This window comes from Amycolatopsis halotolerans (assembly GCF_042647905.1).
GTDB lineage: Bacteria > Actinomycetota > Actinomycetes > Mycobacteriales > Pseudonocardiaceae > Amycolatopsis > Amycolatopsis halotolerans.
On record NZ_JBHRWI010000043.1, the window covers coordinates 1 to 22,780 of the forward strand.

The 22,780-nt window shown below is 69.9% G+C and carries 26 protein-coding genes; 8 read left to right on the forward strand and 18 right to left on the reverse strand.

Annotated features, from left to right (window positions below):
- Positions 1–275: 275 nt before the first annotated feature.
- The 16 genes from ACFORO_RS31985 to hrcA form a co-directional block, all read right to left on the reverse strand.
- Positions 276–695 (reverse strand): hypothetical protein, encoded by a 420-nt coding sequence (locus ACFORO_RS31985; protein WP_275294377.1) that lies wholly within the window; start codon positions 693–695, stop codon positions 276–278.
- Positions 692–1,510 carry an isoprenyl transferase gene (locus tag ACFORO_RS31990; RefSeq protein ID WP_354736902.1) on the reverse strand — a complete coding sequence of 273 codons (819 nt, stop codon included), beginning with the start codon at positions 1,508–1,510 and terminating at the stop codon, positions 692–694. The genes ACFORO_RS31985 and ACFORO_RS31990 overlap by 4 nt, the downstream gene beginning before the upstream one ends.
- A 26-nt stretch (positions 1,511–1,536) precedes the next feature.
- Positions 1,537–2,313, reverse strand: a complete 777-nt coding sequence (recO, locus tag ACFORO_RS31995; RefSeq protein ID WP_377873375.1) for a DNA repair protein RecO — start codon at positions 2,311–2,313, stop codon at positions 1,537–1,539.
- A 49-nt stretch (positions 2,314–2,362) separates the two neighbouring features.
- A complete protein-coding gene (locus ACFORO_RS32000; RefSeq protein WP_344283977.1) occupies positions 2,363–2,830 on the reverse strand; it encodes a CD225/dispanin family protein in 468 nt (155 codons plus the stop codon).
- A 54-nt stretch (positions 2,831–2,884) separates the two neighbouring features.
- Positions 2,885–4,015, reverse strand: a complete 1,131-nt coding sequence (locus ACFORO_RS32005; RefSeq protein WP_377873376.1) for an RDD family protein — start codon at positions 4,013–4,015, stop codon at positions 2,885–2,887.
- A 182-nt stretch (positions 4,016–4,197) separates the two neighbouring features.
- Positions 4,198–4,647 carry a DUF2752 domain-containing protein gene (locus ACFORO_RS32010; protein WP_377873377.1) on the reverse strand — a complete coding sequence of 150 codons (450 nt, stop codon included), beginning with the start codon at positions 4,645–4,647 and terminating at the stop codon, positions 4,198–4,200.
- The gene (locus tag ACFORO_RS32015; RefSeq protein ID WP_377873378.1) at positions 4,644–4,937 is read right to left on the reverse strand and encodes a CD225/dispanin family protein; all 294 of its coding nucleotides are present in this window, start codon (positions 4,935–4,937) and stop codon (positions 4,644–4,646) included. The genes ACFORO_RS32010 and ACFORO_RS32015 overlap by 4 nt, the downstream gene beginning before the upstream one ends.
- 76 nt (positions 4,938–5,013) lie before the next feature.
- The gene (era, locus tag ACFORO_RS32020) at positions 5,014–5,913 is read right to left on the reverse strand and encodes a GTPase Era (protein WP_377873379.1); all 900 of its coding nucleotides are present in this window, start codon (positions 5,911–5,913) and stop codon (positions 5,014–5,016) included.
- Complete coding sequence (locus ACFORO_RS32025) at positions 5,910–6,248, reverse strand: cytidine deaminase (RefSeq protein WP_377873380.1); 339 nt, start codon at positions 6,246–6,248, stop codon at positions 5,910–5,912. The genes era and ACFORO_RS32025 overlap by 4 nt, the downstream gene beginning before the upstream one ends.
- A complete protein-coding gene (locus ACFORO_RS32030; RefSeq protein WP_354736891.1) occupies positions 6,241–7,566 on the reverse strand; it encodes a hemolysin family protein in 1,326 nt (441 codons plus the stop codon). The genes ACFORO_RS32025 and ACFORO_RS32030 overlap by 8 nt, the downstream gene beginning before the upstream one ends.
- A 9-nt stretch (positions 7,567–7,575) precedes the next feature.
- On the reverse strand, positions 7,576–8,127 hold the full coding sequence (gene ybeY / locus ACFORO_RS32035; RefSeq protein WP_354736889.1) for an rRNA maturation RNase YbeY: 552 nt from the start codon (positions 8,125–8,127) through the stop codon (positions 7,576–7,578).
- The gene (locus tag ACFORO_RS32040; RefSeq protein WP_354736887.1) at positions 8,124–9,170 is read right to left on the reverse strand and encodes a PhoH family protein; all 1,047 of its coding nucleotides are present in this window, start codon (positions 9,168–9,170) and stop codon (positions 8,124–8,126) included. Before ACFORO_RS32040 ends, ybeY begins: the two co-directional genes overlap by 4 nt.
- Before the next feature lie 94 nt (positions 9,171–9,264).
- Entirely contained in the window at positions 9,265–9,642 is a 378-nt protein-coding gene (locus tag ACFORO_RS32045; protein ID WP_377873381.1) for a histidine triad nucleotide-binding protein, read from the reverse strand.
- Between the two features lie 418 nt (positions 9,643–10,060).
- Entirely contained in the window at positions 10,061–10,813 is a 753-nt protein-coding gene (locus ACFORO_RS32050; protein ID WP_377873382.1) for a 16S rRNA (uracil(1498)-N(3))-methyltransferase, read from the reverse strand.
- Positions 10,814–10,815: 2 nt separating this feature from the next.
- On the reverse strand, positions 10,816–11,979 hold the full coding sequence (gene dnaJ, locus ACFORO_RS32055; RefSeq protein WP_037813614.1) for a molecular chaperone DnaJ: 1,164 nt from the start codon (positions 11,977–11,979) through the stop codon (positions 10,816–10,818).
- Between the two features lie 41 nt (positions 11,980–12,020).
- Positions 12,021–13,046 (reverse strand): heat-inducible transcriptional repressor HrcA, encoded by a 1,026-nt coding sequence (gene hrcA / locus ACFORO_RS32060; RefSeq protein ID WP_354736881.1) that lies wholly within the window; start codon positions 13,044–13,046, stop codon positions 12,021–12,023.
- A 221-nt stretch (positions 13,047–13,267) separates the two neighbouring features.
- On the opposite strand from hrcA, the gene ACFORO_RS32065 reads away from it, so the two are divergent.
- From ACFORO_RS32065 to ACFORO_RS32085, 5 genes are read left to right on the forward strand one after another with little or no spacing between them, the layout of a single operon-like run.
- Entirely contained in the window at positions 13,268–13,768 is a 501-nt protein-coding gene (locus ACFORO_RS32065) for a YbaB/EbfC family nucleoid-associated protein (protein WP_377873383.1), read from the forward strand.
- Positions 13,768–14,088: a type VII secretion target gene (locus ACFORO_RS32070; RefSeq protein WP_344283942.1), complete on the forward strand. Its 321-nt coding sequence runs from the start codon at positions 13,768–13,770 to the stop codon at positions 14,086–14,088. Before ACFORO_RS32065 ends, ACFORO_RS32070 begins: the two co-directional genes overlap by 1 nt.
- Positions 14,085–15,317, forward strand: a complete 1,233-nt coding sequence (locus tag ACFORO_RS32075; protein WP_354736877.1) for a hypothetical protein — start codon at positions 14,085–14,087, stop codon at positions 15,315–15,317. Before ACFORO_RS32070 ends, ACFORO_RS32075 begins: the two co-directional genes overlap by 4 nt.
- Complete coding sequence (locus ACFORO_RS32080; RefSeq protein WP_377873384.1) at positions 15,314–15,892, forward strand: hypothetical protein; 579 nt, start codon at positions 15,314–15,316, stop codon at positions 15,890–15,892. Before ACFORO_RS32075 ends, ACFORO_RS32080 begins: the two co-directional genes overlap by 4 nt.
- Complete coding sequence (locus ACFORO_RS32085; RefSeq protein WP_377873385.1) at positions 15,889–16,401, forward strand: hypothetical protein; 513 nt, start codon at positions 15,889–15,891, stop codon at positions 16,399–16,401. Before ACFORO_RS32080 ends, ACFORO_RS32085 begins: the two co-directional genes overlap by 4 nt.
- Before the next feature lie 7 nt (positions 16,402–16,408).
- On the opposite strand, the gene ACFORO_RS32090 is transcribed toward ACFORO_RS32085, so the two are convergent.
- Positions 16,409–17,902 carry a CoA-acylating methylmalonate-semialdehyde dehydrogenase gene (locus tag ACFORO_RS32090; protein ID WP_377873386.1) on the reverse strand — a complete coding sequence of 498 codons (1,494 nt, stop codon included), beginning with the start codon at positions 17,900–17,902 and terminating at the stop codon, positions 16,409–16,411.
- 130 nt (positions 17,903–18,032) lie between these two features.
- On the opposite strand from ACFORO_RS32090, the gene ACFORO_RS32095 reads away from it, so the two are divergent.
- From ACFORO_RS32095 to ACFORO_RS32105, 3 genes are all read left to right on the forward strand, one after another.
- A complete protein-coding gene (locus ACFORO_RS32095; RefSeq protein ID WP_377873387.1) occupies positions 18,033–19,679 on the forward strand; it encodes a PucR family transcriptional regulator in 1,647 nt (548 codons plus the stop codon).
- A gap of 28 nt (positions 19,680–19,707) precedes the next feature.
- Entirely contained in the window at positions 19,708–20,079 is a 372-nt protein-coding gene (locus ACFORO_RS32100) for an SSI family serine proteinase inhibitor (protein ID WP_354736867.1), read from the forward strand.
- 128 nt (positions 20,080–20,207) lie between these two features.
- Positions 20,208–21,062, forward strand: a complete 855-nt coding sequence (locus tag ACFORO_RS32105) for a hypothetical protein (RefSeq protein WP_377873388.1) — start codon at positions 20,208–20,210, stop codon at positions 21,060–21,062.
- A 10-nt stretch (positions 21,063–21,072) separates the two neighbouring features.
- Here the strand turns inward: ACFORO_RS32105 and ACFORO_RS32110 are convergent, their stop codons facing one another.
- Complete coding sequence (locus ACFORO_RS32110; protein WP_377873389.1) at positions 21,073–22,545, reverse strand: DUF4153 domain-containing protein; 1,473 nt, start codon at positions 22,543–22,545, stop codon at positions 21,073–21,075.
- Positions 22,546–22,780 lie beyond the last annotated feature (235 nt).

Genomic DNA, 22,780 nt, shown 5'->3' on the forward strand with positions numbered 1-22,780 from the left:
CCGTCAGCGACCCGATCTTGGTCCATCCGCGGCTTACACGGTTGTCATGACACGGCCGGGATCCGAAATGTGGTCGGGCTAAGGAGATTCGCCAACGAGGCATCAGCAACGCTCACGGGCGCCCGAAGGCACTCAGGCAGCGAGCCGCCGCCGGTCCGCGAGGACTGAGCAGCCAAAGCACCAGCGCAGATGCCGAGGCCGAACCACGACGGCTCGGACACGGCGACACACCGCCAAGCCACGCACCAAGCCCAGTCAGGAAACAGAAACCCGGCTCAAGCCTCCACCCCAGGCAGCTCAGTCCGCAGCTGCGAAGCGGTAGAAACCACCAGCATCAGCAAAGTCCCCAACGGCGACGGCTCCATCCCCTCCGCCGGGAAGGCGTACCGCAGCGTCACATCCACCCCGCGCTCGGTGTGGCCGACGCCCAGAGTCCCGAACAATCCCTGCCCAGCCCGCTCCGCGACCGCGACCGCCAGCGCCGGATCGTCGGGCAAGTCCCACGCCACCACGCAGGTCAGGCTGAGGACCGTCAAGCCGTCGGCGAGGCGGGTCGCCTGGATGACGCACGGGACGTCCGCGTGGGAAAACGTGATCGCGCCGTCGTCGTCGACGTGGACTTCCAGGTAACGCTCCAGTGCCTCGCGCGCCCGGGTGAGCAGCGCTCCGGTCTCGGCGGCTTCCGCGGTGCTCATTTCGTGCTCCCTGCCTGGTCCACCGCGCCGCCGAACCGGCGGTCGCGCTTGGCGAAGTCGAGGCACGCCTGCCACAGGTGCGTCCGGTCGAAATCCGGGAAAAGCGTGTCCTGGTAGACCATCTCCGCGTACGCCGACTGCCACACCAGGAAGTTCGAAGTCCGCTGCTCCCCCGACGGCCGCAGGAACAGGTCGACGTCCGGCATTTCCGGCTGGTACAGGTACTTCCCGATGGTGCGCTCGTCGATCTTGTCCGGGTTGAGCTTCCCCGCCGCGACGTCCTGGCCGATCCGGCGCATCGCGTCGCCGAGCTCGGCACGGCCGCCGTAGTTGACGCACATCGTCATGTTGAGCTTGGTGTTGTTCTTGGTCTTCTCTTCGGCGATCTGCAGTTCCTTGATCACGCTGGCCCACAGCTTCGGCCGCCGCCCGGCCCAGCGGATGCGGACGCCGATCGAACCGAGATAGTCGACCTGGCGGCGGATGGTGTCGCGGTTGAAGCCCATCAGGAAACGCACTTCCTCGGGGCTGCGCTTCCAGTTCTCCGTCGAGAACGCGTACACCGACAGCCACTTCACGCCGATCTCGACCGCGCCGCTCGCGACGTCGATCATCACGGCCTCGCCGCGCTTGTGGCCCTCGATCCGCGGCAGGCCGCGCTGGTTGGCCCAGCGGCCGTTGCCGTCCATGACGAGCGCGACGTGCTTCGGCACCAGGTCCGCCGGGATCTCCGGCGGTTTCGCGCCCGAGACATGCGGCTCCGGCGCCCGCTGCTCGTACCCCGCCGAGCGGGTCTCCCGTCCCCTGCGCAGCACTCGCGGCCTCCTGAAGAATGGACTTTCTACCCGGCCGACCCTACTGGGCCCGGCCCGGCGGTCTCCCGGGCACGCCGCTCCACGAGCGGAAGCGACCGCAGCTGCCGTTCCAGATGCCACTGCAGATGCGCCGCGACCAGGCCGGACGCGTCCCGCCGGGTGATCCCGGGCGACGATTCGGCGACCGCCCACTCCCCCTGCAGCAGCGCGTCCAGCAGGGTCAGCACCTCGGGCGAGGGATGCACGGAACCGGCGATGCGGCAGTCCGGGCACATCGAGCCGCCCGCGGCGACGTTGAACGCGGCGTGCGGGCCGGGCAGGCCGCAGCGGGCGCATTCGGTGATCGCCGGGGCCCAGCCCGCGTAGGCCATGGCGCGGAGGAAGAACGCGTCGAGCACCAGCGACGCGTCCCGCTGCCCGCCGGCCAAGGCTCGTAAAGCGCCCACGACCAGCAGGTACAGCTTCAGAACCGGTTCGCCCTCTTCAGCCGAGAGCCGGTCCGCGGTTTCCGCGATCGCGGACGCCGCGGTGTAGCGCTGGTAGTCGGCCACCAGCGGCAGGGCGAACGCGTCGACGGTCTCGACCTGGGTGATGACGTCGAGCGACCGTCCGGGATAGAACTGCACGTCCACGTGCCCGAACGGTTCCAGCCGGGCACCGAACCGCGACGACGTGCGCCGCACGCCCTTCGCGACGGCCCGGACCTTGCCGTGCCGCCTCGTGAGCAGGGTGACGATCCGGTCGGCCTCGCCCAGCTTGTGCGTGCGCAGCACCACCCCGGTGTCGCGGTAGAGGTTCACCACCCCGACATCGTCGCACTTCGCGGTCGATGCCGGGGCGGGACACCCTGGTTCAGCAGTAGCTGCCGGTGCAGTAGTAGCTGTGCACCTCGGAGGCGGCCACGAGGCTGATGATGATCATGATGATCGCGAACACCCAGCCGAGCGCGCCGATGATGGTGGCGACCAGGCACAGCGTGCGCGTCGTCTGCGACGACTGCTGGGCCATCGCGTAGTTGCCCTGCATCTTGTACGTCTGGACTTCGTTCGACTTCATGATCGCGAAGATCGCGACGATCCACATCAGGAAGATGCAGCCGATCGCCCAGCCCTTGTAGTCCTTGATGGCGCTCATGTCGCCGCCGGGCTGGCCGCCGTAAGCGGGCTGGCCGTACGGCGCGGGCTGGCCGTAGGGCTGCTGCGGGTACGGCTGCGCCGGCGTCGCGCCGGACTGCGGGTACGGCTGCTGCCCGTAGGGCTGCTGCGGCTGGCCGCCGTAAGGCTGCTGGGGCTGCTGCGGCTGGCCGTAGGGATTGGTCATCTGGGTTCCCCCGAGTTTCTCGTGCTTACCGTGCTTTCCGTGATCCGGTGCGGATCAGGACTGTGCCGGACCGGGTTCCGGTGTCTCCGGCTTGATCATCTGCGTCGCTTCCGGCTCGCCTGCCGGCTTCACGACCTGGGTGCGCTCGGCGGTGCCGAACGCTTCGGACGGTGACTGCTGAGGCGCGGCCGGGCGCACGACCTGGGTCGGCTCGGGCTGCTCGAACGCCGTGGGACCCGGCTGCTGCGGCGATCCCCCGGCACCCGGTGCGGCTGGCGGCTGCCCGAACGCGGGCTGCGCCTGCCCCGGCTGACCAAACGCGGGCTGCGGTTGAACCGGCTGCCCGAACGCGGGCTGCGGCGGGACGCCCGGCTGCCCGAATCCTTGCTGCGGCGGGGTTCCCGGGACCGGCGGCTGGCCGTATCCCGGTTGCGGAGCCCCGAATCCGGTTGGTGCGGCGGGAAATCCGGTGTTCGGCTGCGCGGGGAACCCGCCCGAGACCGGCTGCCCGAACCCCGGCGCGGCACCCGGCTGCCCGGGGAAACCGCCCGGCTGGCCGAATCCCGGCTGCGGCGCGGCTCCCGCGAAACCGCCGGGCTGCCCGAACCCGCCGGGCTGGCCGGGAAATCCGCTCTGCTGCGCGAATCCCGCGCCCGGCGCGCCCGAGGGCGAGGGGTCGGCGGGCACCACGACGGTGCTGAGGATCTTGTCCGAGAACGTCTGCGCCTTGTCGTCCCACAGCGGCCACAGGAAACCGAGGGCGAACGCCATGCTGTCGAGCGCGTGCGCGACGTCGCGGACGAACGCCATCCCCGCCCCGATCGGCTCGCCGGTCGCCTCGCTGACGAGTTTGATGCCGACGATCCGCTTGCCCAGCGACTGCCCGGTGTTGCCGCCGTTGATCCAGCGGTTGAAGACCGTCCAGGCGAGATTGCCGAGAATCGCCAGCAGATAAACGATCGTGCCCGCGACGCCCGACACCAGCGACACGAGCACGGCGATCAGGATCCCGGCCAGCAGCGGGGCGAAGTCGATGAGATAGGCGCCGGCGCGCTGGCCCCAGTCCGCGTAGACCCGGGCGGGGCCGTACGGCTGGGGGTAGCCCGGTGCCTGCTGTCCCGGCGGCGCGCCGAACGACGGTCCGCCTTGAGGCGGGCCGCCGGGCTGGCCGTAGGGATAGGTCATCGAGTGTCCCCCTCGTTTTTGGTCTCAGCATGCGAGCACTGATCGCGGCCGCTGTGGACACGTCAGTGCGCGGGAGCGTACCTCGTCCAACCGGGCTGGGCCGAGCAGGTGTCCGCATCGGGTCACGAGTGGGACGCGACGGCCCCCGGACCAGTTCCGGGGACGGCGAAAACGGGGCTAACTCAGACGGACAGGCTGGTGAACGGCGCGAGCGGGATGTTGCGCGCCACGAACCACAAGACGAACACGACCGCGACGACGTGCGGCGTCCAGCGCCAGTGCAGCCAGGACCGCATCGGCGCGCCGCGCAGCCGTCCCGTCGTCCACGCGAGACCGCTCCACGCGAACAGCGCGACGAACACCAAAGCCACCGCGTTGTAGTGCAGTGCCGCGGAAAAATCGCCGTGCAGCACGCTGTACGCCATGCGCATCCCGCCGCAGCCGGGGCAGTCGATCCCGAAAAGCAGCTTCGTCGGGCACACCGGAAGCGGCCCGCCGGGCGTGGTCGGATCGCCGAGCCACACCGCGACGCACGCCAGGCCGACCCCGCCCGCCGCGGCCGCGGGACCGGCGAGAGCCCTTGCCACCGCACGGGTTCCGCGCGCCGGCTGTCCGGTGTAGACGGTGCTCAATGGAACCAGAGCACGTTTCCGGCGATCAAGAGCACGACGAGCGCGACGAGCACGTACAGCCCGATCAGGATGGCGATGCTGAGCGCCGACCACATCGCCCACTTGCGCGCCTCGTCCGCCGCGCGGTGCGCTTCGGCCGCGTATCCCTGGTACCACAAGGTGTTCACCTGGCTGGCCTTGACGATCGCGACGATCCCCAGCGGCAGGCAGCAGAACACGGTCGCGAGGATCGCCCACACCAGGTTGCTGTCCGGCGGCGGCGGGTACTGCGGCGGATACGGGCCGGTCATGCGGTCCCCCTGGACAAATCGGATACGGTTCGGCCTGACGCTACCCGCCCGCGTCGCCGGACACGACGGGAACCGGTCAGAACCCCAGCCGGCGCAGCTGCTTCGGGTCCCGCTGCCAGTCCTTGGCCACCTTGATGTGCAGGTCGAGATAGACCTTCGTGCCCAGCAGCCGTTCGATGTGCTGGCGCGCGGTCGCGCCGACCTCGCGCAGCCGTTCGCCCTTGTGCCCGAGGATGATCCCCTTCTGGCTGGGCCGTTCCACGTACAGCAGCGCGTGGATGTCGATGAGGTCGTCGCGGTCTTCGCGCGGGATCATTTCCTCGACGGTCACCGCGATGGAGTGCGGCAGTTCGTCGCGGACGCCTTCGAGCGCGGCCTCGCGGATCAGCTCGGCGACGAGGGTCTGCTCGGGCTCGTCGGTGAGTTCGCCGCCCGGGTACAGCTGCGGTCCTTCGGGCAGCCGCTGCACCAGCAGGTCGGCGACCGTCTGCACCTGGAAACCGTCCACAGCGGACACCGGCACGAGGTCGGCGAACTCCATCACCTCCTGCAGCGCGACCAGCTGCTCGGCGATCTGTTCCGGCTTCACCAGGTCGGTCTTGGTGACGACGCCGATCACCGGGGTGCGCCGGGCGATCTTCTTCAGCTCGGCCGCGATGAACCGGTCGCCCGGGCCGATCTTCTCGTTGGCGGGCACGCAGAACCCGACGACGTCCACTTCGGACCACGTCTCGTGCACGACGTCGTTGAGCCGCTGGCCGAGCAGCGTGCGCGGACGGTGCAGGCCGGGGGTGTCGATGATCACCAGCTGCGCGTCGTCGCGGTGGACGATGCCGCGGATGGCGTGCCGGGTGGTCTGCGGTTTGCTGGAGGTGATCGCGACCTTCGTGCCGACGAGCGCGTTGGTGAGCGTCGACTTGCCCGCGTTGGGGCGGCCGACGAAGCAGGCGAATCCGGAACGGTGCGGCTCGGTCACGGGTGAAGCACCTCGACCACGGCACCGGACGGATCGGCGAAGACGATCGGCGCGGCGCTGGACACGTCGCGGACCGCGTGCACGGACGCTTCGGCGACGAGCGCGTCGGCGGTCACGACTGCGGCGGCTTCGAGCCCCTCGGCACCGCTGGAGAGCGCGGCGGCGACGGCGGCCTGCACGGCGGTGAGCTTGAACGACGGCTGGTCGACCGTGGTCGCGGCGTAAGTGCGGCCATCGGTGTCGCGGACCGCGGCGCCTTCGTCCGCGCCGGTGCGCGCGCGGGCCGAACGGGCCAGCGTGACCAGTTTCTGGTCCTCGGCGTCGAGGTCAGGCATGTTCGACTCTCCTGTCGTGCTCTTCGGGCTGGGGCGGGCGGGTGCGCGGGCGCGCGGAGGACGGCCGGACGACCACGGACGTGATGCGCATCCGGCCGCGGCGGTCCTTGCCCCCTTCGGCGAACAGCCGAAGACCGGCGACCTCGGCTTCGGCCCCCGGCAGCGGGACCCTACCCAGTCGCTCGGCGAGCAGCCCGCCCACGGTCTCCACGTCGTGGTCTTCGAGGTCGATGCCGAACAGTTCGCCGAGGTCGTCGACGCCGAGCCGGGACGACACCCGGACCGAGCCGTCTTCCAGCTCCTCGACCTCGGGACGCTCGTCGGCGTCGGATTCGTCGGTGATCTCGCCGACGATCTCCTCGAGGATGTCCTCGATGGTGAGCAGGCCGGCGGTGCCGCCGTACTCGTCCACCGCGATCGCCATGTGGTTGTGCGTGCGCTGCATTTCCTTGAGCAACTCGTCGAGCCGTTTGGAGTCCGGCACGAAGCTCGCCGGGTTCATCACCGCGTCGACGACCGTGCTCGGCCCGTCCGGGCCCATGTACTCGGACATCAGGTCTTTGATGTTGGCCACGCCGACGATGTCGTCGACCGAATCGTCGATCACCGGGACGCGGGTGAAGCCGGTGCGCAGCGCGAGCGCGAGGGCCTGGCGCACGGTCTTGGTGCGCTCGATCCACACGATTTCGGTGCGCGGCACCATGACCTCGCGGGCGACGGTGTCGCCGAGTTCGAACACCGAGTGGATCATCTCGCGTTCGGAGTCCTCGACGACGCCGCGTTCCTGGGCGAGGTCGACCAGTTCGCGCAGTTCGACCTCGGAGGTGAACGGGCCTTCGCGGAAGCCGCGGCCGGGGGTGATCGCGTTGCCGAGCACGATCAGCAGCCGGGACAGCGGGCCGAGGACCGTGCCGAGGACGCGGACCGGTCCGGCGACGATCGTGCCGACGCGGTACGGGTGCTGGCGGCCGATGGTGCGCGGGCCGACGCCGATGATGACGTAGCTGACCACGACCATCACGACCGCGGACACCAGGATCGCGAGCCACAGCCGGTCGAACCAGGCGACGAAGGACACGGTGACCAGCACCGTGGCGGTGAGCTCGCAGACGAGCCGCAGCAGGAGCAGCAGGTTGATGTGCCTGCGGCGTTCGGCGACGACCGCGGCGAGCTGGCGGGCTCCGACGCGGCCGGCGCGGACGAGGCCGTCGACCCTGGCTTGCGACACCGTGCCGACCGCGGCGTCCGCGGCGGCGAACACGCCCGCGAGCAGCACCAGCGTCACCGCGATGACGACTTGCGCCGGGGGGTTTCCCATGATCGGAGCCTAGGAGGTTTCCCCGGGCTGCGGCACGTCGAGCCCGGCGATGCCGAGCACGCGGTCGTCGACGTCGCGCTGCGCGTCGCGGGCCTGGTGCGCCGCGACGGCGGCCTGGAATTCGCCGAGGATCCGCTTCTGCAGCCCGAACATCTCGCGTTCCTCGGCGGGTTCGGCGTGGTCGTAGCCGAGGAGGTGGAGGCAGCCGTGGACGGTGAGCAGGTGCAGTTCGTCGATCAGCCGGTGGCCCGCGGTTTTCGCCTGGTCTTTGGCGAAGGCCGGGCAGAGCACGATGTCGCCGAGCAGCGCCGGGGACGAGTCGGGCGCGTCGGGACGGCGCGAGGAGTCGAGCTCGTCCATCGGGAAGGCCATGACGTCGGTGGGCCCGGGCAGGTCCATCCAGCGTTCGTGGAGGTCCTCCATCACCTCGAGGGTGACGCACAGGATGGACAGCTCGGCGAGCGGGCTGACCTCCATTTTCTCGAGGGTGTAGCGCGCGGCGGAGACGATGGACGCCTCGTCGACGTCGACGCCGGATTCGTTGGCGATCTCGATGCTCATCGGCGGGTGCCCTTCCAGCCGCCGTTCTGCTGCTCTTGCGCGTCCTGCACGGCCTGCCACTTCTCGTACGCGTCGACGATGTCGCCGACCAGTTTGTGCCGGACGACGTCCTGGCTGGTGAGTTCGGCGAAGTGCACGTCCTCGACTCCGCCGAGGATGTCGCGCACGACGCGGAGCCCGCTGCGCTGCCCGCCGGGCAGGTCGATCTGCGTGATGTCGCCGGTGACGACGATCTTCGCGCCGAACCCGAGACGGGTGAGGAACATCTTCATCTGCTCGGGCGTGGTGTTCTGCGCCTCGTCGAGGATGATGAAGGCATCGTTCAGGGTTCGGCCGCGCATGTAGGCCAGCGGTGCGATTTCGATCGTCCCCGCCTGCATGAGCCGCGGAATCGACTCCGGTTCGACCATGTCGTGCAGCGCGTCGTAGAGCGGCCGCAGGTACGGGTCGATCTTCTCGTTCAGCGTCCCCGGCAGGTACCCGAGCCGCTCGCCGGCCTCGACCGCGGGCCGGGTCAGCACGATCCGCGTGACCTGCTTGGCCTGCAACGCCTGCACGGCCTTCGCCATCGCGAGATACGTCTTGCCGGTACCAGCGGGCCCGATGCCGAACACAATCGTGTGCTTGTCGATCGCGTCGACGTACCGCTTCTGGTTCAGCGTCTTGGGCCGGATGGTCTTCCCGCGCCGAGACACGATGTTGAGGCTCAGGACCTCCGCGGGCGACGCGTCCCCGCTGGACAACATCCCCACAGTCCGCCGCACCGTGTCGGGCCCCACCTGCTGACCGCCGCCAGCAAGCTGCACCAGCTCGGTGAACACGCGCTCCGCGAACGCCACATCAGCCGCGGCGCCAGTCAACGTGACCTCGTTGCCGCGCACGTGCACGTCCGCGGCCAGCAGCTCCTCCGCCACCCGCAAATTCTCGTCCCGCGACCCCAGCAGGCTCAGCTGAGCCCCCTCCGGGATCGGAAATCGAACCTGTGCCTCGGCCGATACCCGATTGTCAGGTCGGGCGGCTCCACCCGTCTCAGTTCCGGCCACGTGGCCTCGGTCCTGCTTTCTGCGCACTTCGCAAGTCAACGTACAGGGACCCCATAGATGCTACTTGTCCCCGACACCCACTCGCAGCCCGGTTTCAGTGCACCCCGGCCTGCGGCTTCCCGAACATCCCCAGCTGCTCCCCGCCCAGCACATGCGCGTGCACATGGAACACCGTCTGCCCGGCATCGGCATCAGTGTTGAACACCACCCGATACCCACTGGCGGAGATCCCCTCGATCTCCGCCACCTTCCGAGCCGTCAACAAGACCGCACTCAGCAATTCCGGATCCGCCTCCGCCAACTCCCCCACATTCCGATACCTCTTCCGAGGCACCACGAGCACATGCACCCGCGCCTGCGGATTGATGTCCCGAAACGCAAACGTAGCGTCGTCCTGATACACGACGTCCGCCGGAATCTCCCCAGCAATAATCCGCTCGAACAACGTCTCCGCAGCACCAGCATCACTCATAAGCCCACCCTACAAAGACAACGAACCCAAGGCGACGCACCAACGCAACGGAACCACCACCCGCACGCACGCACGCAACGGACGCACGACACGCAACCACCGCACCGTGGGGGTCCGGGGGGCTCGGCCCCCCGGGAGTAATGGCGGAACCAGCGGCGGCGAAGAATCGCGCCAGCGATTCGAAGACGCCGCGGCGCGGTGGAGCCTGGGGGTCGCTCCACCGCCGCCGCGGCTCCGCCGGACCGAGGGGGGAGGTGCCCGGCGGGGTTCTGGTTCGTACTCAAGAGTAATGCCCGCCGGTGGGCGGGCTGAAACCCTCGTGTTTCGCACGTTGCGAAGCAGAGTAGCCGCCGGGGGTGCGGCGCGCCATCACCTGGTGCGGATGTTTAGGGGTTCTGCCGGGTTTTCCGGTTCTGTGTCAGTGCCAGCGGCCGGTGAGGACGCCGAGGGCGCCTAATGCCACTGCTGCCGCGGTGGAAGTGCGGAGGACCGTCGGGCCGAGCCGGACCGTGGTGGCTCCGGCCGCTTCGAGGGCCGCGAGTTCGTCGTCGGTGATGCCGCCTTCCGGGCCGACGACAAGCAGGACGTCGCCTCCGCCGGGGAGGTCGAGGTCGGTAAGCCTGCTGGTGACGCCGGATTCGAGGACCAGCGTCGCGGACATCGTCGCGGCCAGCTGCGCCAGTTCGCGCGTGCCGACCGGTTCGGCGACGGCGGGCACGTGGGCGCGGCGGGCCTGTTTCGCGGCGGAGCGGGCGGTTGCGCGCCAGCGGGCGAGTGCTTTCTCGCCGCGGGGTCCGTCGTCCCAGCGGGCGACGCTGCGGGCGGCGCGCCAGGGCACGATCGCGTCCGCACCGGCTTCGGTGGCCAGTTCGACTGCCAGTTCCCCTCGGTCGCCCTTGGCGAGCGCCTGGGCGACGTGGACGCGCAGCGCGGGCGGTTCTTCTTGCCAGCGCTCGAGAACGGTGAGGGTGACCGTGGCCGCGCGACCTGCTTCGACGGCGTCCACGGCGCAGCGGGCCATCGCGCCGGCGCCGTCGGAGAGCATGAGCTGCTCCCCCACGCGCAGCCGGCGCACGGTGGCCGCGTGCCGGGCTTCCTCGCCGTCGAGCAGCGCCCAGCCTTCGGCGGGCACTGCCGGGGCGAGGAAGACCGGCAGGGTGGTGTCCGGCACCGTCAGCGGTTCTTCGCGCGCAGCTTGGAGAACAGGCCGCCGTGCTTGCTGCCGTTGGCGGCGAGCGTCGGGACTTCTTCTCCGCGCTGCTGGGCCAGGTCGACGAGCAGGTCGCGCTGGGCCTCGTCGAGCTTGGTGGGCACCACGACGTCGATGTGCACGTGCAGGTCGCCGCGGCCGTCGACGCGGCCGGACGAGCGCAGCCGCGGCATGCCCTTGCCGGTGAGCACCAGTTCGGTGTTGGGCTGGGTGCCGGGCTCGATGTCGAGTTCGTAGTCGCCGTCGACCAGGGTGGCGATCGGGACCGTCGCGCCGAGCGCCGCGGTGGTCATCGGGATGCGGAAGTTGCAGTGCAGGTCGTTGCCCTCGCGGACGAACACCTCGTGCGGGGCCTCGTCGATCTCGACGTAGAGGTCGCCCGCCGGGCCGCCGCCGGGGCCGACCTCGCCCTGTCCGGACAGCCGGATCCGCATGCCGTCGCCGACGCCGGGCGGGATCTTCGCGGTGACGCCGCGCCGCGACCGGATCCGGCCGTCGCCGCCGCACTGGCGGCACGGGTCGGGGATGACCTCGCCGAAGCCGCGGCACACCGGGCACGGGCGCGCGGTGACGACCTGGCCGAGGAACGACCGCTGCACGGACTGGACCTCGCCGGCCCCGCCGCAGGTGTCGCAGGTCTTGGTGCTCGTGCCCTCGGCGGTTCCCGCGCCGCGGCACAGGTCGCACACGATCGCGGTGTCGACGGTGATCTCGCGGTCGACGCCGGTCGCGCACTCCTCGAGCGTGAGGCCGAGCCGGATCAGCGCGTCGGAGCCGGGCTGCACGCGGCTGCGCGGCCCCCGTCCCCGGCCGCCGCCTCCGCCCGCGGCGCCGAAGAACGCGTCCATGATGTCGCCGAGCCCGCCGAAGCCCGCGAACGGGTCGCCGCCGCCTCCGCCGCGGCCGCCCCCGTCCATCGGGTCGCCGCCGAGGTCGACGATCTTGCGCTTCTGCGGGTCGGAGAGCACCTCGTACGCGGTGGTCACCTCGCCGAAGCGGTGCTGGGCGTCCTCCGACGGGTTCACGTCGGGGTGCAGTTCACGGGCCAGCTTGCGGTACGCGCGCTTGATCTCCTGATCGCTCGCGTTCTTGGCCACCCCGAGGATCCCGTAGTAGTCCCTCGCCACGTTGCTCTGCCTTCTCCTTCGTGTTCCGCCCTCGCCGCCGGTCAGCGGCCGGACAGGATCTGCCCCACGTAGTTGGCGACCGCGCGGACCGCCGCGATCGTGCCGGGGTAGTCCATCCTGGTCGGCCCGACGACGCCCATTCCCCCGAGCAGCATGTCGTCCCGGCCGTAGCCGATGGACACGACCGAGGTGCTGCGCATCTGCTCGTCTTCATTTTCCTCACCGATGAGCACGGTGACCGCACCGGGGTTGCGGGCCGCGGCGAGCAGCTTCAGCACCACCACCTGTTCCTCGAGCGCTTCGAGCACCTGGCGCAGCGAACCGGGGAAGTCCGCGACGTTGCGGGTGAGGTTGCCGGTGCCGCCGAGCACGATCCGCTCTTCCGGGTGCTCGACCAGCGATTCGACCAGCATGGTGCAGATCCGGGTGAGGTGGTCGCGCAGGTCCGCGGGGGCGGCCTCGGGCAGCTCGGCGACGTTCGCCGCGGCGTCGGCGAGGCGCCGCCCGGCGAGCGCGCCGTTGAGCACGGTGCGCAGCCGCAGCACGGTCTCCTCGGTGACCACGTCGCCGAGGTCGACGGTGCGCTGGTCCACCCGGCCGGAGTCGGTGATCAGCACGAGCATGAGCCGCGCCGGGGTGAGCGGGACCACTTCGAGGTGGCGCGCCACGGTGTTGGTGAGCATCGGGTACTGCACCACCGCGACCTGGCGGGTGAGCTGCGCGAGCAGCCGGACCGACCGGCGCAGCACGTCGTCGAGGTCGGTGCCGGAGTCGAGGAAATTGGTGATCGCGCGGCGCTCGGCGGTCGAGAGCGGCTTGATCTCCGAAAGCCGGTCGACGAACAGCCGGTAGCCCTTGTCGGTGGGGATCCGCCCGGCGCTGGTGTGCGGCTGGGCGATGTACCCCTCTTCCTCGAGGGCGGCCATGTCGTTGCGCACGGTGGCACTGGAAACGCCGAGGTTGTGCCGCTCGACGATCGTCTTCGACCCGACCGGCTCCTGGTTGGAGACGTAGTCGGCGACGATCGCGCGCAGCACCTCGAAGCGACGCTCGTCCGTATTCGCCACCGGCACCTCCTTCGCGGTCCTCCTGCTACTCACAACGAGTTTACGGACCCCGGAGTGCCCGGCGCGCCCTCCGGTCCGGACAGCGCCGGGTAAATGGCGGGCAAACAATTTTTAATAGCGACGAACCGGGCAACTCGGATCTTAGCTTGCACGGGGAACCGGAACCCGGTTTTCTGCCTCGGAAAGACTATGAACCACTCGATCCGAAAGCAGCGGCCGACATGAACGCACTTTCTCCCGAAATCGCCGAAATCCGGCAGCGGGCCGCCGAGGCGCAGGAACAGCTGAAGCACGTGTCGGCGACCGCGACGAGCCAGGACGGCGCGGTCACCGCGACCGTCAACACCGCCGGTGCGCTGCAGGAACTCCAGTTCGGCTCGCGCGCGGACGAGATGCCGCGCGCCGCGCTCGCCGCCGCCGTGCTGGCCACCGCACGGCGCGCCCAGGCCCAGGCGGCGCAGCAGCTGACCGCGATCATGGCCCCGGTGATCGGCGAGCACAGCGACGCGATGAAATTCCTCGAAGAACAGATCCCGGAACCGGAGATTCCAGAGGAACCGGCCGCGCCTTCGACGCCGCAGCCGCAATTCTTCGACGCCCAGGACGATTCCGCTCCGCCCGCCCGGCCCGCGGCCCCGCCGGCCCGGCCCGCCCGCCCGGCGGCCGACCCGGCCGATGACGACGACTACTACGGCGGCGGCTCGTTCCTGGGGAGGAACTGATGACCGGACCGCACGTCGACCTCCCGTCGCTGCGCGAGCACAAGAGCGAGGTCGAGAACATCGCGGCGGGCGTGCACACCGCGGCGCAGGCCACCGACTCCGGCCAGTCGTTCGGCGACGACGCGTTCGGCATCGTCGGCCAGGTGTTCGCGATGCCGCTGCAGCTCTGGATGTCGGCCGCGACCTCGTGTGTCAAGCAGCTCGGCCAAGAGGGCGACGAGATCGCGGGCCTCCTGCAACAGGCACACGACCACTACGACACGCACGAGCAACAGACTGTCGGCCACATCAACGGCCTCGGCAAGGAGCTGCCGGAATGACCGAGACGCAAGAAAACCCACTGGTCGCGAAGTCCGAGTCGCCGAGCGGCCCGACCACGAACATGGGGTCGTCCTCGAACGAACTGGACAACCTCAACGCCCAGACCTCCGGTGCCGGCATCGTCAACGACCTCTCCGCGACACAGACCGATTTCCGCCACGGCGACTGGGGCAATTTCGCCGTTGACGTCGCCACTGACGGCCTCGACCTGCTCGGCGTGGCGATGGACCCGCTCGGCAGCCTCGCGAGCGCGGGCGTTGGCTGGCTGATCGAGCACATCAGCTTCCTCAAGGAGGGCCTCGACCAGCTCGCCGGCAATCCCGAAGCGGTCACCGCCAAGGCCGTGACCTGGGCGAACATCGGGAAGCAGCTCGCCGAAAGCGCGGACAAGTACGAGCAGGCCGCGGCCAAGGTGGCCCCGAATTTCCAGGGCCAGGGCGGCCAGGCCTACCAGGGCCGGGCGAAGGACTACGCGGGCAAGCTCCGCAACGCGGCCGGGCAGGCGAACGGCGCGTCCACCGGGATGAACGTCGCCGCCGCGCTGGTCGGCACCGAACGCGGGCTGATCCGCGACATGATCTCGTCGTTCGTCGGCGAGCTGATCGTCAAGGGCATCGCCGCGCTCGCCTCGTCGTGGTGCACCTTCGGCGGGACGGTCGCCGCGTTCATCGCCGACACCGTCGTCGAGGGCGGGATCCTGGCGGAGAAGATCGGCACCCGGATCGCGAAGGTCGTGGAGAAGCTGGACAAGCTCGCGGAGAGCGCGGGCAAGTCGAAGGCGGCGATCGAGCAGCTGGCGAACGCGATGCGCAAGGCGGGCAAGGCAGCGGACAAGATCGCGGACAAGAGCGTCGACGTCGGCGTGAACCTGGAGAAGAAGGCCGGGGAGCTGAAGGACGCGGGCAAGGCCGAGTCCGCCGCGGACAAGGCCGAGCGCTGGAAGGAAAACGCCAAGGACTGGGTCCAGTCACCGCTGAGCGGCAAGGTGAAGGATCGGGTCAACGAGTGGGGCGACACCTACTCGGAGGACGGACGCCAGGTGCTGAGCCCGAAGGCGTGGGAAGAAGCGAAGGACGGCGCTCCGAAGTGGAGCCCCGCCGACACGGCAGGCGTTGGGGCCGAAACCCGGCGGCAGGAGAACGAACAGTACGACCGGTACTCGGAAGCATCCGAAACATCGGAGAAGGAACGCAAGGCCGAAGAGGCGAAGGGCGGCTCCGGCGAGTGACCGAGCAAGCGGTGCAGGCAGCCGCGGACCAGGCCAACCGCGAAGGCACACTGCATCCGTCCCAGCGGCGGATGGTGCTGGACGGCAACTTCTGGACGCTCGTCGTGGTGCTTCTCGTCCTCATCGCGCTGGCGGTCCTGACGCCGATCAAGATCGGCATGAGCCCCTCGGAGATCCGGACGTCCAACGACCTCGCCGCCTTCTTGCACGAGCCGCTGACCTCGTACTGGTCGCAGAACGCGCCCTTGTTCGTGATGTCGCTGGTGTGGCTCGTCCTCGCGGTGTATCCCGGGCGCGCGATCCGGCGGCGGCTGGCGGACTGGCGCGAGGGCAAGGTCACCGTTGTGCCCGGCCTGACGCACGATTTCGGGCACGTGCAGCACCGCCCGTCCGGCGTCCTGCCCCCGATGTACCTGTACGAGATCACGGAACGGATCCCCTTCACCTACCTCGTCGTGAACGGCAAGCGCTATCGGCTCGATCCCGATCTGAAGAGCCGGGTGCTCGGCGGCCGCACCAACGGCGCGGTCTTCGCCCCGCGCAGCAAGCTGCTGGTCAACGTGGTCGCGGCGTGACCGCGAAGGCCGACCCCGGAGAGGTCGCCGCCGCCAACCTCGCTGGAAGGCTGCACCGGAGCCAGCGCGGTGAGGCCCTGGGCTGGTTTTTCTGGGCGATCTGGGTGTTCGTCGCGATCGAGGTGGCGATCGCGGTCGTCGCGATCGCCAAGTCCGGCTTCACCGCGTCCGCGTTGGTGGCGGTGGCGGTCGCCCTGGTCATCCTCGTGCTGGCGATCCGGTTCGGGCGGCGGCAGTTCGCCGACTGCCGCGCGCCGCTGACAGTCCTCCCCGGGCCGGCGCACGATTTCGGCGCCGGTCCGATCACCGACGACTATCCGGTCGGGTTCAAGCACACCCCGCGCGGGCCGGGGACAATCGAGAAGTGGCAACTCCGCGTGGGCGGCCGCACCCACACGGTCAACCCGGTCCGGGGCAAACGGCTGGCCGCCGAGCGGGTCATCGCGGTGTGCCTGTTCGGGAACAGCGGCGCGGTGGCGAGCATCGTCGGCGAGAACGGCGTGTGGTGAACCCGGGTCACGAGTTCTTCGGGAACCCCAGGTTCACCCCCGCGTGCGAGGTGTCCGGCCAACGGGACGTCACCACTTTCGTCCGCGTGAAGAAGTGGAATCCTTCCGGACCGTACGCGTGCGTGTCGCCGAACAGGGAGTCTTTCCAGCCGCCGAACGAGTAATAGCCGACTGGGACCGGGATGGGCACGTTGACGCCCACCATGCCTACCTCGACCTCGTTCTGGAAGCGGCGCGCGGCCCGGCCGTCGCCGGTGAAGATGGCGGTTCCGTTGCCGTAGGGGTTGGCGTTGATGAGCGCCAGCGCGTCGTCGAAGCTCGTCGTTCGCGCGACGGACAGCACTGGGCCGAAGATTTCGTCGGTGTACACCGCCATACTGGGCGTGACGCGGTCGAAAAGTGTGGGGCCCAGCCAGAATCCGTCGTCCGCGCCGTCTGCTTCCACGCCCCGGCCGTCCATCACCAGTTCCGCGCCTTCGGCGACTCCGGTGTCCACATAGGACGATACGCGCTCGTGATGTGCCCTCGTGACCAGCGGGCCCATCTCCGACGACGGTTTGCGGCCGTCTCCGACGCGCAGTTTTCGCATCCGGTCAACGATTTTGGCCACCAGTTCGTCCGCGATCGGCTCGACGGCGACCACCACCGACACCGCCATGCACCGCTCCCCCGCCGATCCGAAACCGGCTGACACGGCGGCGTCCGCGGCCAGGTCCAGGTCGGCGTCCGGCAGCACGATCATGTGGTTCTTCGCCCCGCCGAGCGCTTGCACGCGCTTTCCGTGGCTGGTGCCGGTTTCGTAGACGTAGCGCGCGATCGGGGTGGAACCGACGAACGAGATCGCCTTGACGTCCGGGTGCGCGAGCAGTCCGTCGACCGCGACTTTGTCGCCCTGCAGCACGTTGAACGCGCCGGACGGCAGGCCCGCTTCGGCAAGAAGCTCCGCGATGAACAGCGCCGCGGACGGGTCCTTTTCGCTCGGCTTGAGCACGACAGTGTTGCCGCACGCCAGCGCGTTCGGCACGAACCAGAGCGGCACCATCGCGGGGAAGTTGAACGGCGAGATCACCCCGACGACGCCGAGCGGCTGCGCGATCGAGTAGACGTCGACGCCCGTGGAAGCGTTTTCGCTGAACCCGCCCTTGAGCATTTGCGCCGCGCCGCACGCGTACTCGACGTTCTCGATCGCCCGCGCGACCTCGCCCGCCGCGTCCGATTCGACCTTGCCGTGTTCGCTCGTCACGATCTTCGCCAGTTCGTGTTTGCGCGCCTGAAGCAGCTCGCGGAAGGCGAACAGCACGCGCGTCCGCCCGGCGAGCGACGTGCCCCGCCAGCCTGGCAACGCAGCGGTCGCGGCGGCTACCGCCTGGTCCACCTCGGCCGGTCCGGCGAAGTCCACCTGCGCGCTGACCTGGCCGGTCGCCGGGTCGTGCACGTCGCCGGTGCGTCCGGCGCCGACGACCGGCTTGCCGTCGATCCAATGGCTGATGCGGTCGGTCACGACGTCCGCTCCTTCCGGTCGGGTGCCCACGAGTCTCCGGGCGAGGTGCCCGGGTCCGCCATCGACAACGTGTACGGACTACCCCTCTCCGCCGTACAGTCTGTGCCCTGCCGGCCAGCAAGGGGGACCGATGTACCCGACCGTCGCCGAGGCGCTCGCGTTGCCGGTGCTGCGCCAGGGCTGTCCGCGCGTCGTCGCGGGCAGCACCGGGCTCGAACGGCGGGTCCGCTGGGCGCACGCCGCCGAGGTCGCCGACATCGCGCACCTGCTGCGCGGCGGAGAACTCGTGCTCACCACGGGTGTCGCGCTGCCCGACGACGACGCGACGCTGACCCGGTACGTCGCCGACCTCGCCGAAGTGGGTGTCGCGGGCCTGGTCGTCGAGCTGGTGCGGCACTGGAACGACCGGCTGCCGCGCGCCCTCGTCACGGCGGCCGAGCAGCGTGGATTGCCGTTGGTGACGCTGTCTCGCGAGACGCGCTATGTCGCGGTGACCGAGGCAGTGAACGGAATGATCGTGGACGCGCAGCTCGCCGAGCTCCGGGCGGCGGAACGGGTGCACGAAACGTTCACGTCGCTGACCGTGGCCGGAGCCGAGCCTGCCGCGGTGCTGGCCGAGGTGGCGCGGTTGACCGAACAGCCGGCCGTGCTGGAAACCCTCGAACACGAAGTCCTCGCCTACGACACGGCGGGCACGGACCCGGGTGAGCTGCTGATCGGCTGGCCGGCGCGGTCGCGGGTGGTGCAGGTCGGCGAGCGCACCGGCTACCACTCGGCGGCGGGCTGGCTGGTCACCGTGGTCGGCGCGCGCGGGCACGACTGGGGACGGCTGGTCCTGGTGTGCGCCGAGCCGCCGCCGCACCGGTACCAGGTGGTCGCCGAACGAGCGGCGTCTGCGCTCGCGGTGCACCGCCTCGTCGCGCGCGACTCCGACACTCTCGAACGGCAAGCGCACCGCGCGGTGTTGACCGAACTGCTGAATTCGCCCGCGCCGACCGCGGAAATCCTCGCGCGCTCTTCTGCGCTCGCGGTGCCGCTGACGGGACGACAGCTGGTCGGCCTCGCGGTACGGCCGCGCATCACCGCAACTACGCGACCGACGCTGTCTACACCGCCGCTGTTACGCGAGCTCGCTGAAGCCACCGCGCTCGCGGCGCGCCGCGCGAAGGTGTCCGCGCTGGTGTCGACCGACGAGACCGCCGTACGCGCGCTTCTCGCGCTTTCGCCGGAAGCCAACGCCGACGCCGTGCTTCAGCGGCTAGCCACCGACATTCACGACGCGCGCGCTTCCGCCCCCGCCGCGCTCGGCGTCGGCACGACGGTCACTGGACCTGCTGAGGCACAACGCACTTTGGTCGAAGCCGCGCATGTCGCTGCCGCCGCTCTCGATGAGGACGACGGCCAACCGTTCCACCGTCTCAAGGATGTTCGGCTACGCGGCCTGCTCCACCTTCTCGCCGACGACGAACGTGTACACGCCTTCGCGGCGCGAGAGCTGGGCCCGCTCCTCGAACGTGACGCCGCTTCCGGCAGCCGCCTCGTTCCGGCTCTGCGGCACTACTGCGCGCACGGCGGCAACAAGTCCGCCGCAGCCGTCGCCGCCCACACCTCGCGGACGGCCTACTACCAGCAACTCGCGCGCATCGAACAGGTGCTGGGAGTGCGACTGGAAGATCCGGAGTCGATGTTGTCGCTGTACGTGGCGTTACTCGCGCACGACCTCGGGAACGCCACCCGTCCGAGCGAGGAAAACCCACCCGGACGAGGAGCACAGTGATCGGGTTCGGCGAGCCGATATCCCTCGTATGGTGTTCTCTTCTTTCGCTCCGGTCGCGGCCGCCCTGATCGGATTCGGCGGCCTGGCCGCCCCGCACGTCCCGGAGTCCGCGATGCAGCTGACCGTGCACGAGACCTCCGGGCGCGTCACGAGCGCGTCCCTGACCTGCGACCCCACCGGCGGCACGCACCGCCACCGCGACAGCGCCTGCGCGACCCTCACCGCGGTCAACGGCGATTTCGCCCGGATTGCCCCGCGGCGGCAGAAGTGCACGATGATCTACTCGCCGGTGGACGTCACGGCGCTGGGCAGCTGGCGGGGCACGCGGGTGACCTATCGCGCGACGTACCCGAACAAGTGCGCGGCGGACAGCCAGTCGAACGGGGTGTTCGCGCTTTAGGCTGCGCGGTCTGGTCGGCCCGGCGGTCGCGAACGCCGCCGGGCCGTTCCTCGGACAGAGGCGGAATCGGTTGCCGCACCGAACAATTCGGTGGGTCGCCGTCGCGATTCCGCGTAGGCTGCGGCGTCGTGCTGGCCCCGACGACCTTCCGCGAACTGTACGACGTTGTGCACGACCACACCGGCCCGGCGTTGTTCTCGAACGTGCTTTCCCCGTGGCTCGACAAGCATGCGGACGCCGCACGCGAACTGCTCGTCCCGCTGGCGGTCTGCGGAGAATGGCAGCGGACGGAATACGTCTGGGGCGACCTGCTCGAGCAAGCGTATGCGCTCAGCCGGATCAGCGATCTCCTGCTGCTGAGCTTCCAGCCCGGCCTTCCGGACGGAACCGAACCGCCGTGGGCGCACCGATTGCACCTGCCCGAGCACGAAGTGCGCGTCACCGCGGACGAGTACCTCAGCTTTTTCTCCGTGCTGGGCCTGCGACAGGTGGAGGTCGCGCAGTTCGATCCGTTCTTTCACGAGATCGCGGCCGTCGAGCAGAGCGATGATCCGGACGCGCCGATCGAGATCGTGGCCGAGCGGTGGCCGTGCCTCATGCTCGGCGAGATGCTGTTCGGCCGGGCCGGTGTCACCGTGCGAGCCGGGGAACGCCTTGCGACAGCCGGGATCGCGGACCGGTCGATGCTGGAGGATACGTTCCTGCGCCGCCATCGGCCGACCAACGACGGATCGCTCGGCTGGGGACGCAATTCGCAATGGAAGACCGACTTCCGCCGCGACTACCTGACTGCGGACGCCTACCGGTTCAACGTCGACGCGAACGTGGACATCGACGAGGAAAGCCCGTTCGGCGATGAGAAACTGACCCCGGCGGAGCGCCGCGACCTGGTGCGCCATCGCTGCGCGGTGCGCCGCTCCGAGCACCTCCCGCAGCACGAAAACCCCGTGGTCGACTGGCGGCTGACCGTGCCCCGGAAGTGAAACAGGCCCGTCATTCGCACGGCGCCTGCGACCGGACGATCTCCCTGGCCCGGGAACGGCTCAAGTTCCAGGCAGGCCAAGCGTCGTCGGGCAGCGTCCGGGCGATCGGGCGCAACAGGCAGGCCGCGTCGGAACGGCGCTGCGCCACGACCGGGGCCACATCCGCGGAAAACCGGCTCAGATAGCGGACATCCAGCGGCTTGCCGTGCGCCGCCCGGTCCAGGTTGGCGTCCGCGATCAAGGCTTCCGGGTTCGCCGCGGCCAGCCCGAGCAGTGCCAGCGCCCCGGTCGCGATCGCCGCCCGGGGCAGCCACCTCGCGCGGAGCGTGCCCAGCGTCGCGACCGTCAGCAGGAACACCACGCCCAGCCAGATCTCGCACACCTCCACCACCACGCGCAGCACGGTGAACCCGTAAGCCTGCTGGTAAGTCCACATGCGACTCAACGCCGACAGCACCAGCACCAGGCTCAGCACCGCCAAGGCACCGAGCAGCGAACGCAGCAGAATCCGGTCGGAGCGGCTGGTTTTCGGGGCCCAGCGCAGGGCCGCGGTGATGATGCCGAGCGTCAGGACCGTGCAGGCGCAGAGCTGCCAGAAGCCGCCGCGGGCGTAGTCGGCCGAGGTGAGGCCGTCGGTGCGGAGGACGTAGTCCGTGCCGCCGAAAAGGGCTACCGCCTGCACCAGGGCGTAGACGGTGAACAGGAACGCCAGCGTGGCCAACGCCGCCGTCCACAGCAGACGGTCGCCGACCGTGGACGTCCGGTTTTCCCGTTCCGGCAAGGGGTCCGCGGAGATCAGGAAGGCACCGGCGGCACCGCCGAAGGTCACGGCGAACACCAACGCCCACTGGAAAACCGAATCGGGTCGCACGGTCGGGACGAGGTCGCCGACGAAGTGCGCGAAGGTGTCGTCCGCGCTGATCAGCAGCGGGAGGAACACGACCACCACCAGCGCGGACACCAGCACCGCCGCGAAAACCCGCGCCTGGCCACGCCCCGGACGCCGCGTGCGGCGAAGCACCCACGGCACCGCGCGGAAAGCTTCAAGGGGAATCGCGAGGGCGTCGTAGGTAGTGCCGTGCACGGTTCGCCTGCCGACCACCGCGAGCGACGCCGCGACTCCCGCCGCCAGCACGCACAGCACGAACAACCAGTCCGCTGCCCGCACCGATCCGACGCCCAGCAACGCGATCGCCAGCGCTCCCCACCCCGCGCGACGCCATCGCGGCCCCTGCCCCACCCGCACGACCAGCACCGCGACACCCGCCAGCGCCGCCGACACCACCCACCCGATCCCCGGCCGGTCGACCGGCACCAGCGCGGCAGCGACCACCGCGACGGCGACCGCCGCCAGCCTCGCGCCGCCCGGCACCGCTGCCTCGGCCCGGGCGAACAACGGCCGCGGTCCCGACCGCCGCTGGTCGATCACCACAATCCCGGGCGGAACGGCGTGCGCGGGCCGGACTTCGACGTCCTCGGACATGAAACCTCTCTTCGCATTAGCAAACATCGGTCGGGACTTCGCTCCCGACAAGGAGAAATGAGCAGGTTCAGGAGAGCTCGGGAGCCGGTTGGCCGAAGTGCTTCGGCGGAGGCGCTGCGGGAACGTGAGCACTCGGCCAGCGGAGATCCGCGGAAGGGCCTGTCAGCCGACCGCGATCAACCACCGACCTCAGCGCCCGGCCGCTGCTTCCCCGATCGCCTTGAGCCCGGCAGTC

What these genes read in the sequence shown, in the direction of transcription:
- ACFORO_RS32045 (WP_377873381.1), bottom strand. Translation starts at nt 9,642, where the DNA reads ATGAGTGATGCTGGTGCTGCGGAGACGTTGTTCGAGCGGATTATTGCT.
- ACFORO_RS32025 (WP_377873380.1), bottom strand. Translation starts at nt 6,248, where the DNA reads ATGCCTGACCTCGACGCCGAGGACCAGAAACTGGTCACGCTGGCCCGT.
- ACFORO_RS32065 (WP_377873383.1), top strand. Translation starts at nt 13,268, where the DNA reads ATGAACGCACTTTCTCCCGAAATCGCCGAAATCCGGCAGCGGGCCGCC.
- ACFORO_RS32075 (WP_354736877.1), top strand. Translation starts at nt 14,085, where the DNA reads ATGACCGAGACGCAAGAAAACCCACTGGTCGCGAAGTCCGAGTCGCCG.
- ACFORO_RS32070 (WP_344283942.1), top strand. Translation starts at nt 13,768, where the DNA reads ATGACCGGACCGCACGTCGACCTCCCGTCGCTGCGCGAGCACAAGAGC.
- ACFORO_RS32100 (WP_354736867.1), top strand. Translation starts at nt 19,708, where the DNA reads ATGGTGTTCTCTTCTTTCGCTCCGGTCGCGGCCGCCCTGATCGGATTC.
- ACFORO_RS32005 (WP_377873376.1), bottom strand. Translation starts at nt 4,015, where the DNA reads ATGACCTATCCCTACGGCCAGCCCGGCGGCCCGCCTCAAGGCGGACCG.
- ACFORO_RS32015 (WP_377873378.1), bottom strand. Translation starts at nt 4,937, where the DNA reads ATGACCGGCCCGTATCCGCCGCAGTACCCGCCGCCGCCGGACAGCAAC.
- ybeY (WP_354736889.1), bottom strand. Translation starts at nt 8,127, where the DNA reads ATGAGCATCGAGATCGCCAACGAATCCGGCGTCGACGTCGACGAGGCG.
- ACFORO_RS32000 (WP_344283977.1), bottom strand. Translation starts at nt 2,830, where the DNA reads ATGACCAATCCCTACGGCCAGCCGCAGCAGCCCCAGCAGCCTTACGGC.
- ACFORO_RS32030 (WP_354736891.1), bottom strand. Translation starts at nt 7,566, where the DNA reads ATGGGAAACCCCCCGGCGCAAGTCGTCATCGCGGTGACGCTGGTGCTG.
- ACFORO_RS32095 (WP_377873387.1), top strand. Translation starts at nt 18,033, where the DNA reads ATGTACCCGACCGTCGCCGAGGCGCTCGCGTTGCCGGTGCTGCGCCAG.
- ACFORO_RS32110 (WP_377873389.1), bottom strand. Translation starts at nt 22,545, where the DNA reads ATGTCCGAGGACGTCGAAGTCCGGCCCGCGCACGCCGTTCCGCCCGGG.
- ACFORO_RS31985 (WP_275294377.1), bottom strand. Translation starts at nt 695, where the DNA reads ATGAGCACCGCGGAAGCCGCCGAGACCGGAGCGCTGCTCACCCGGGCG.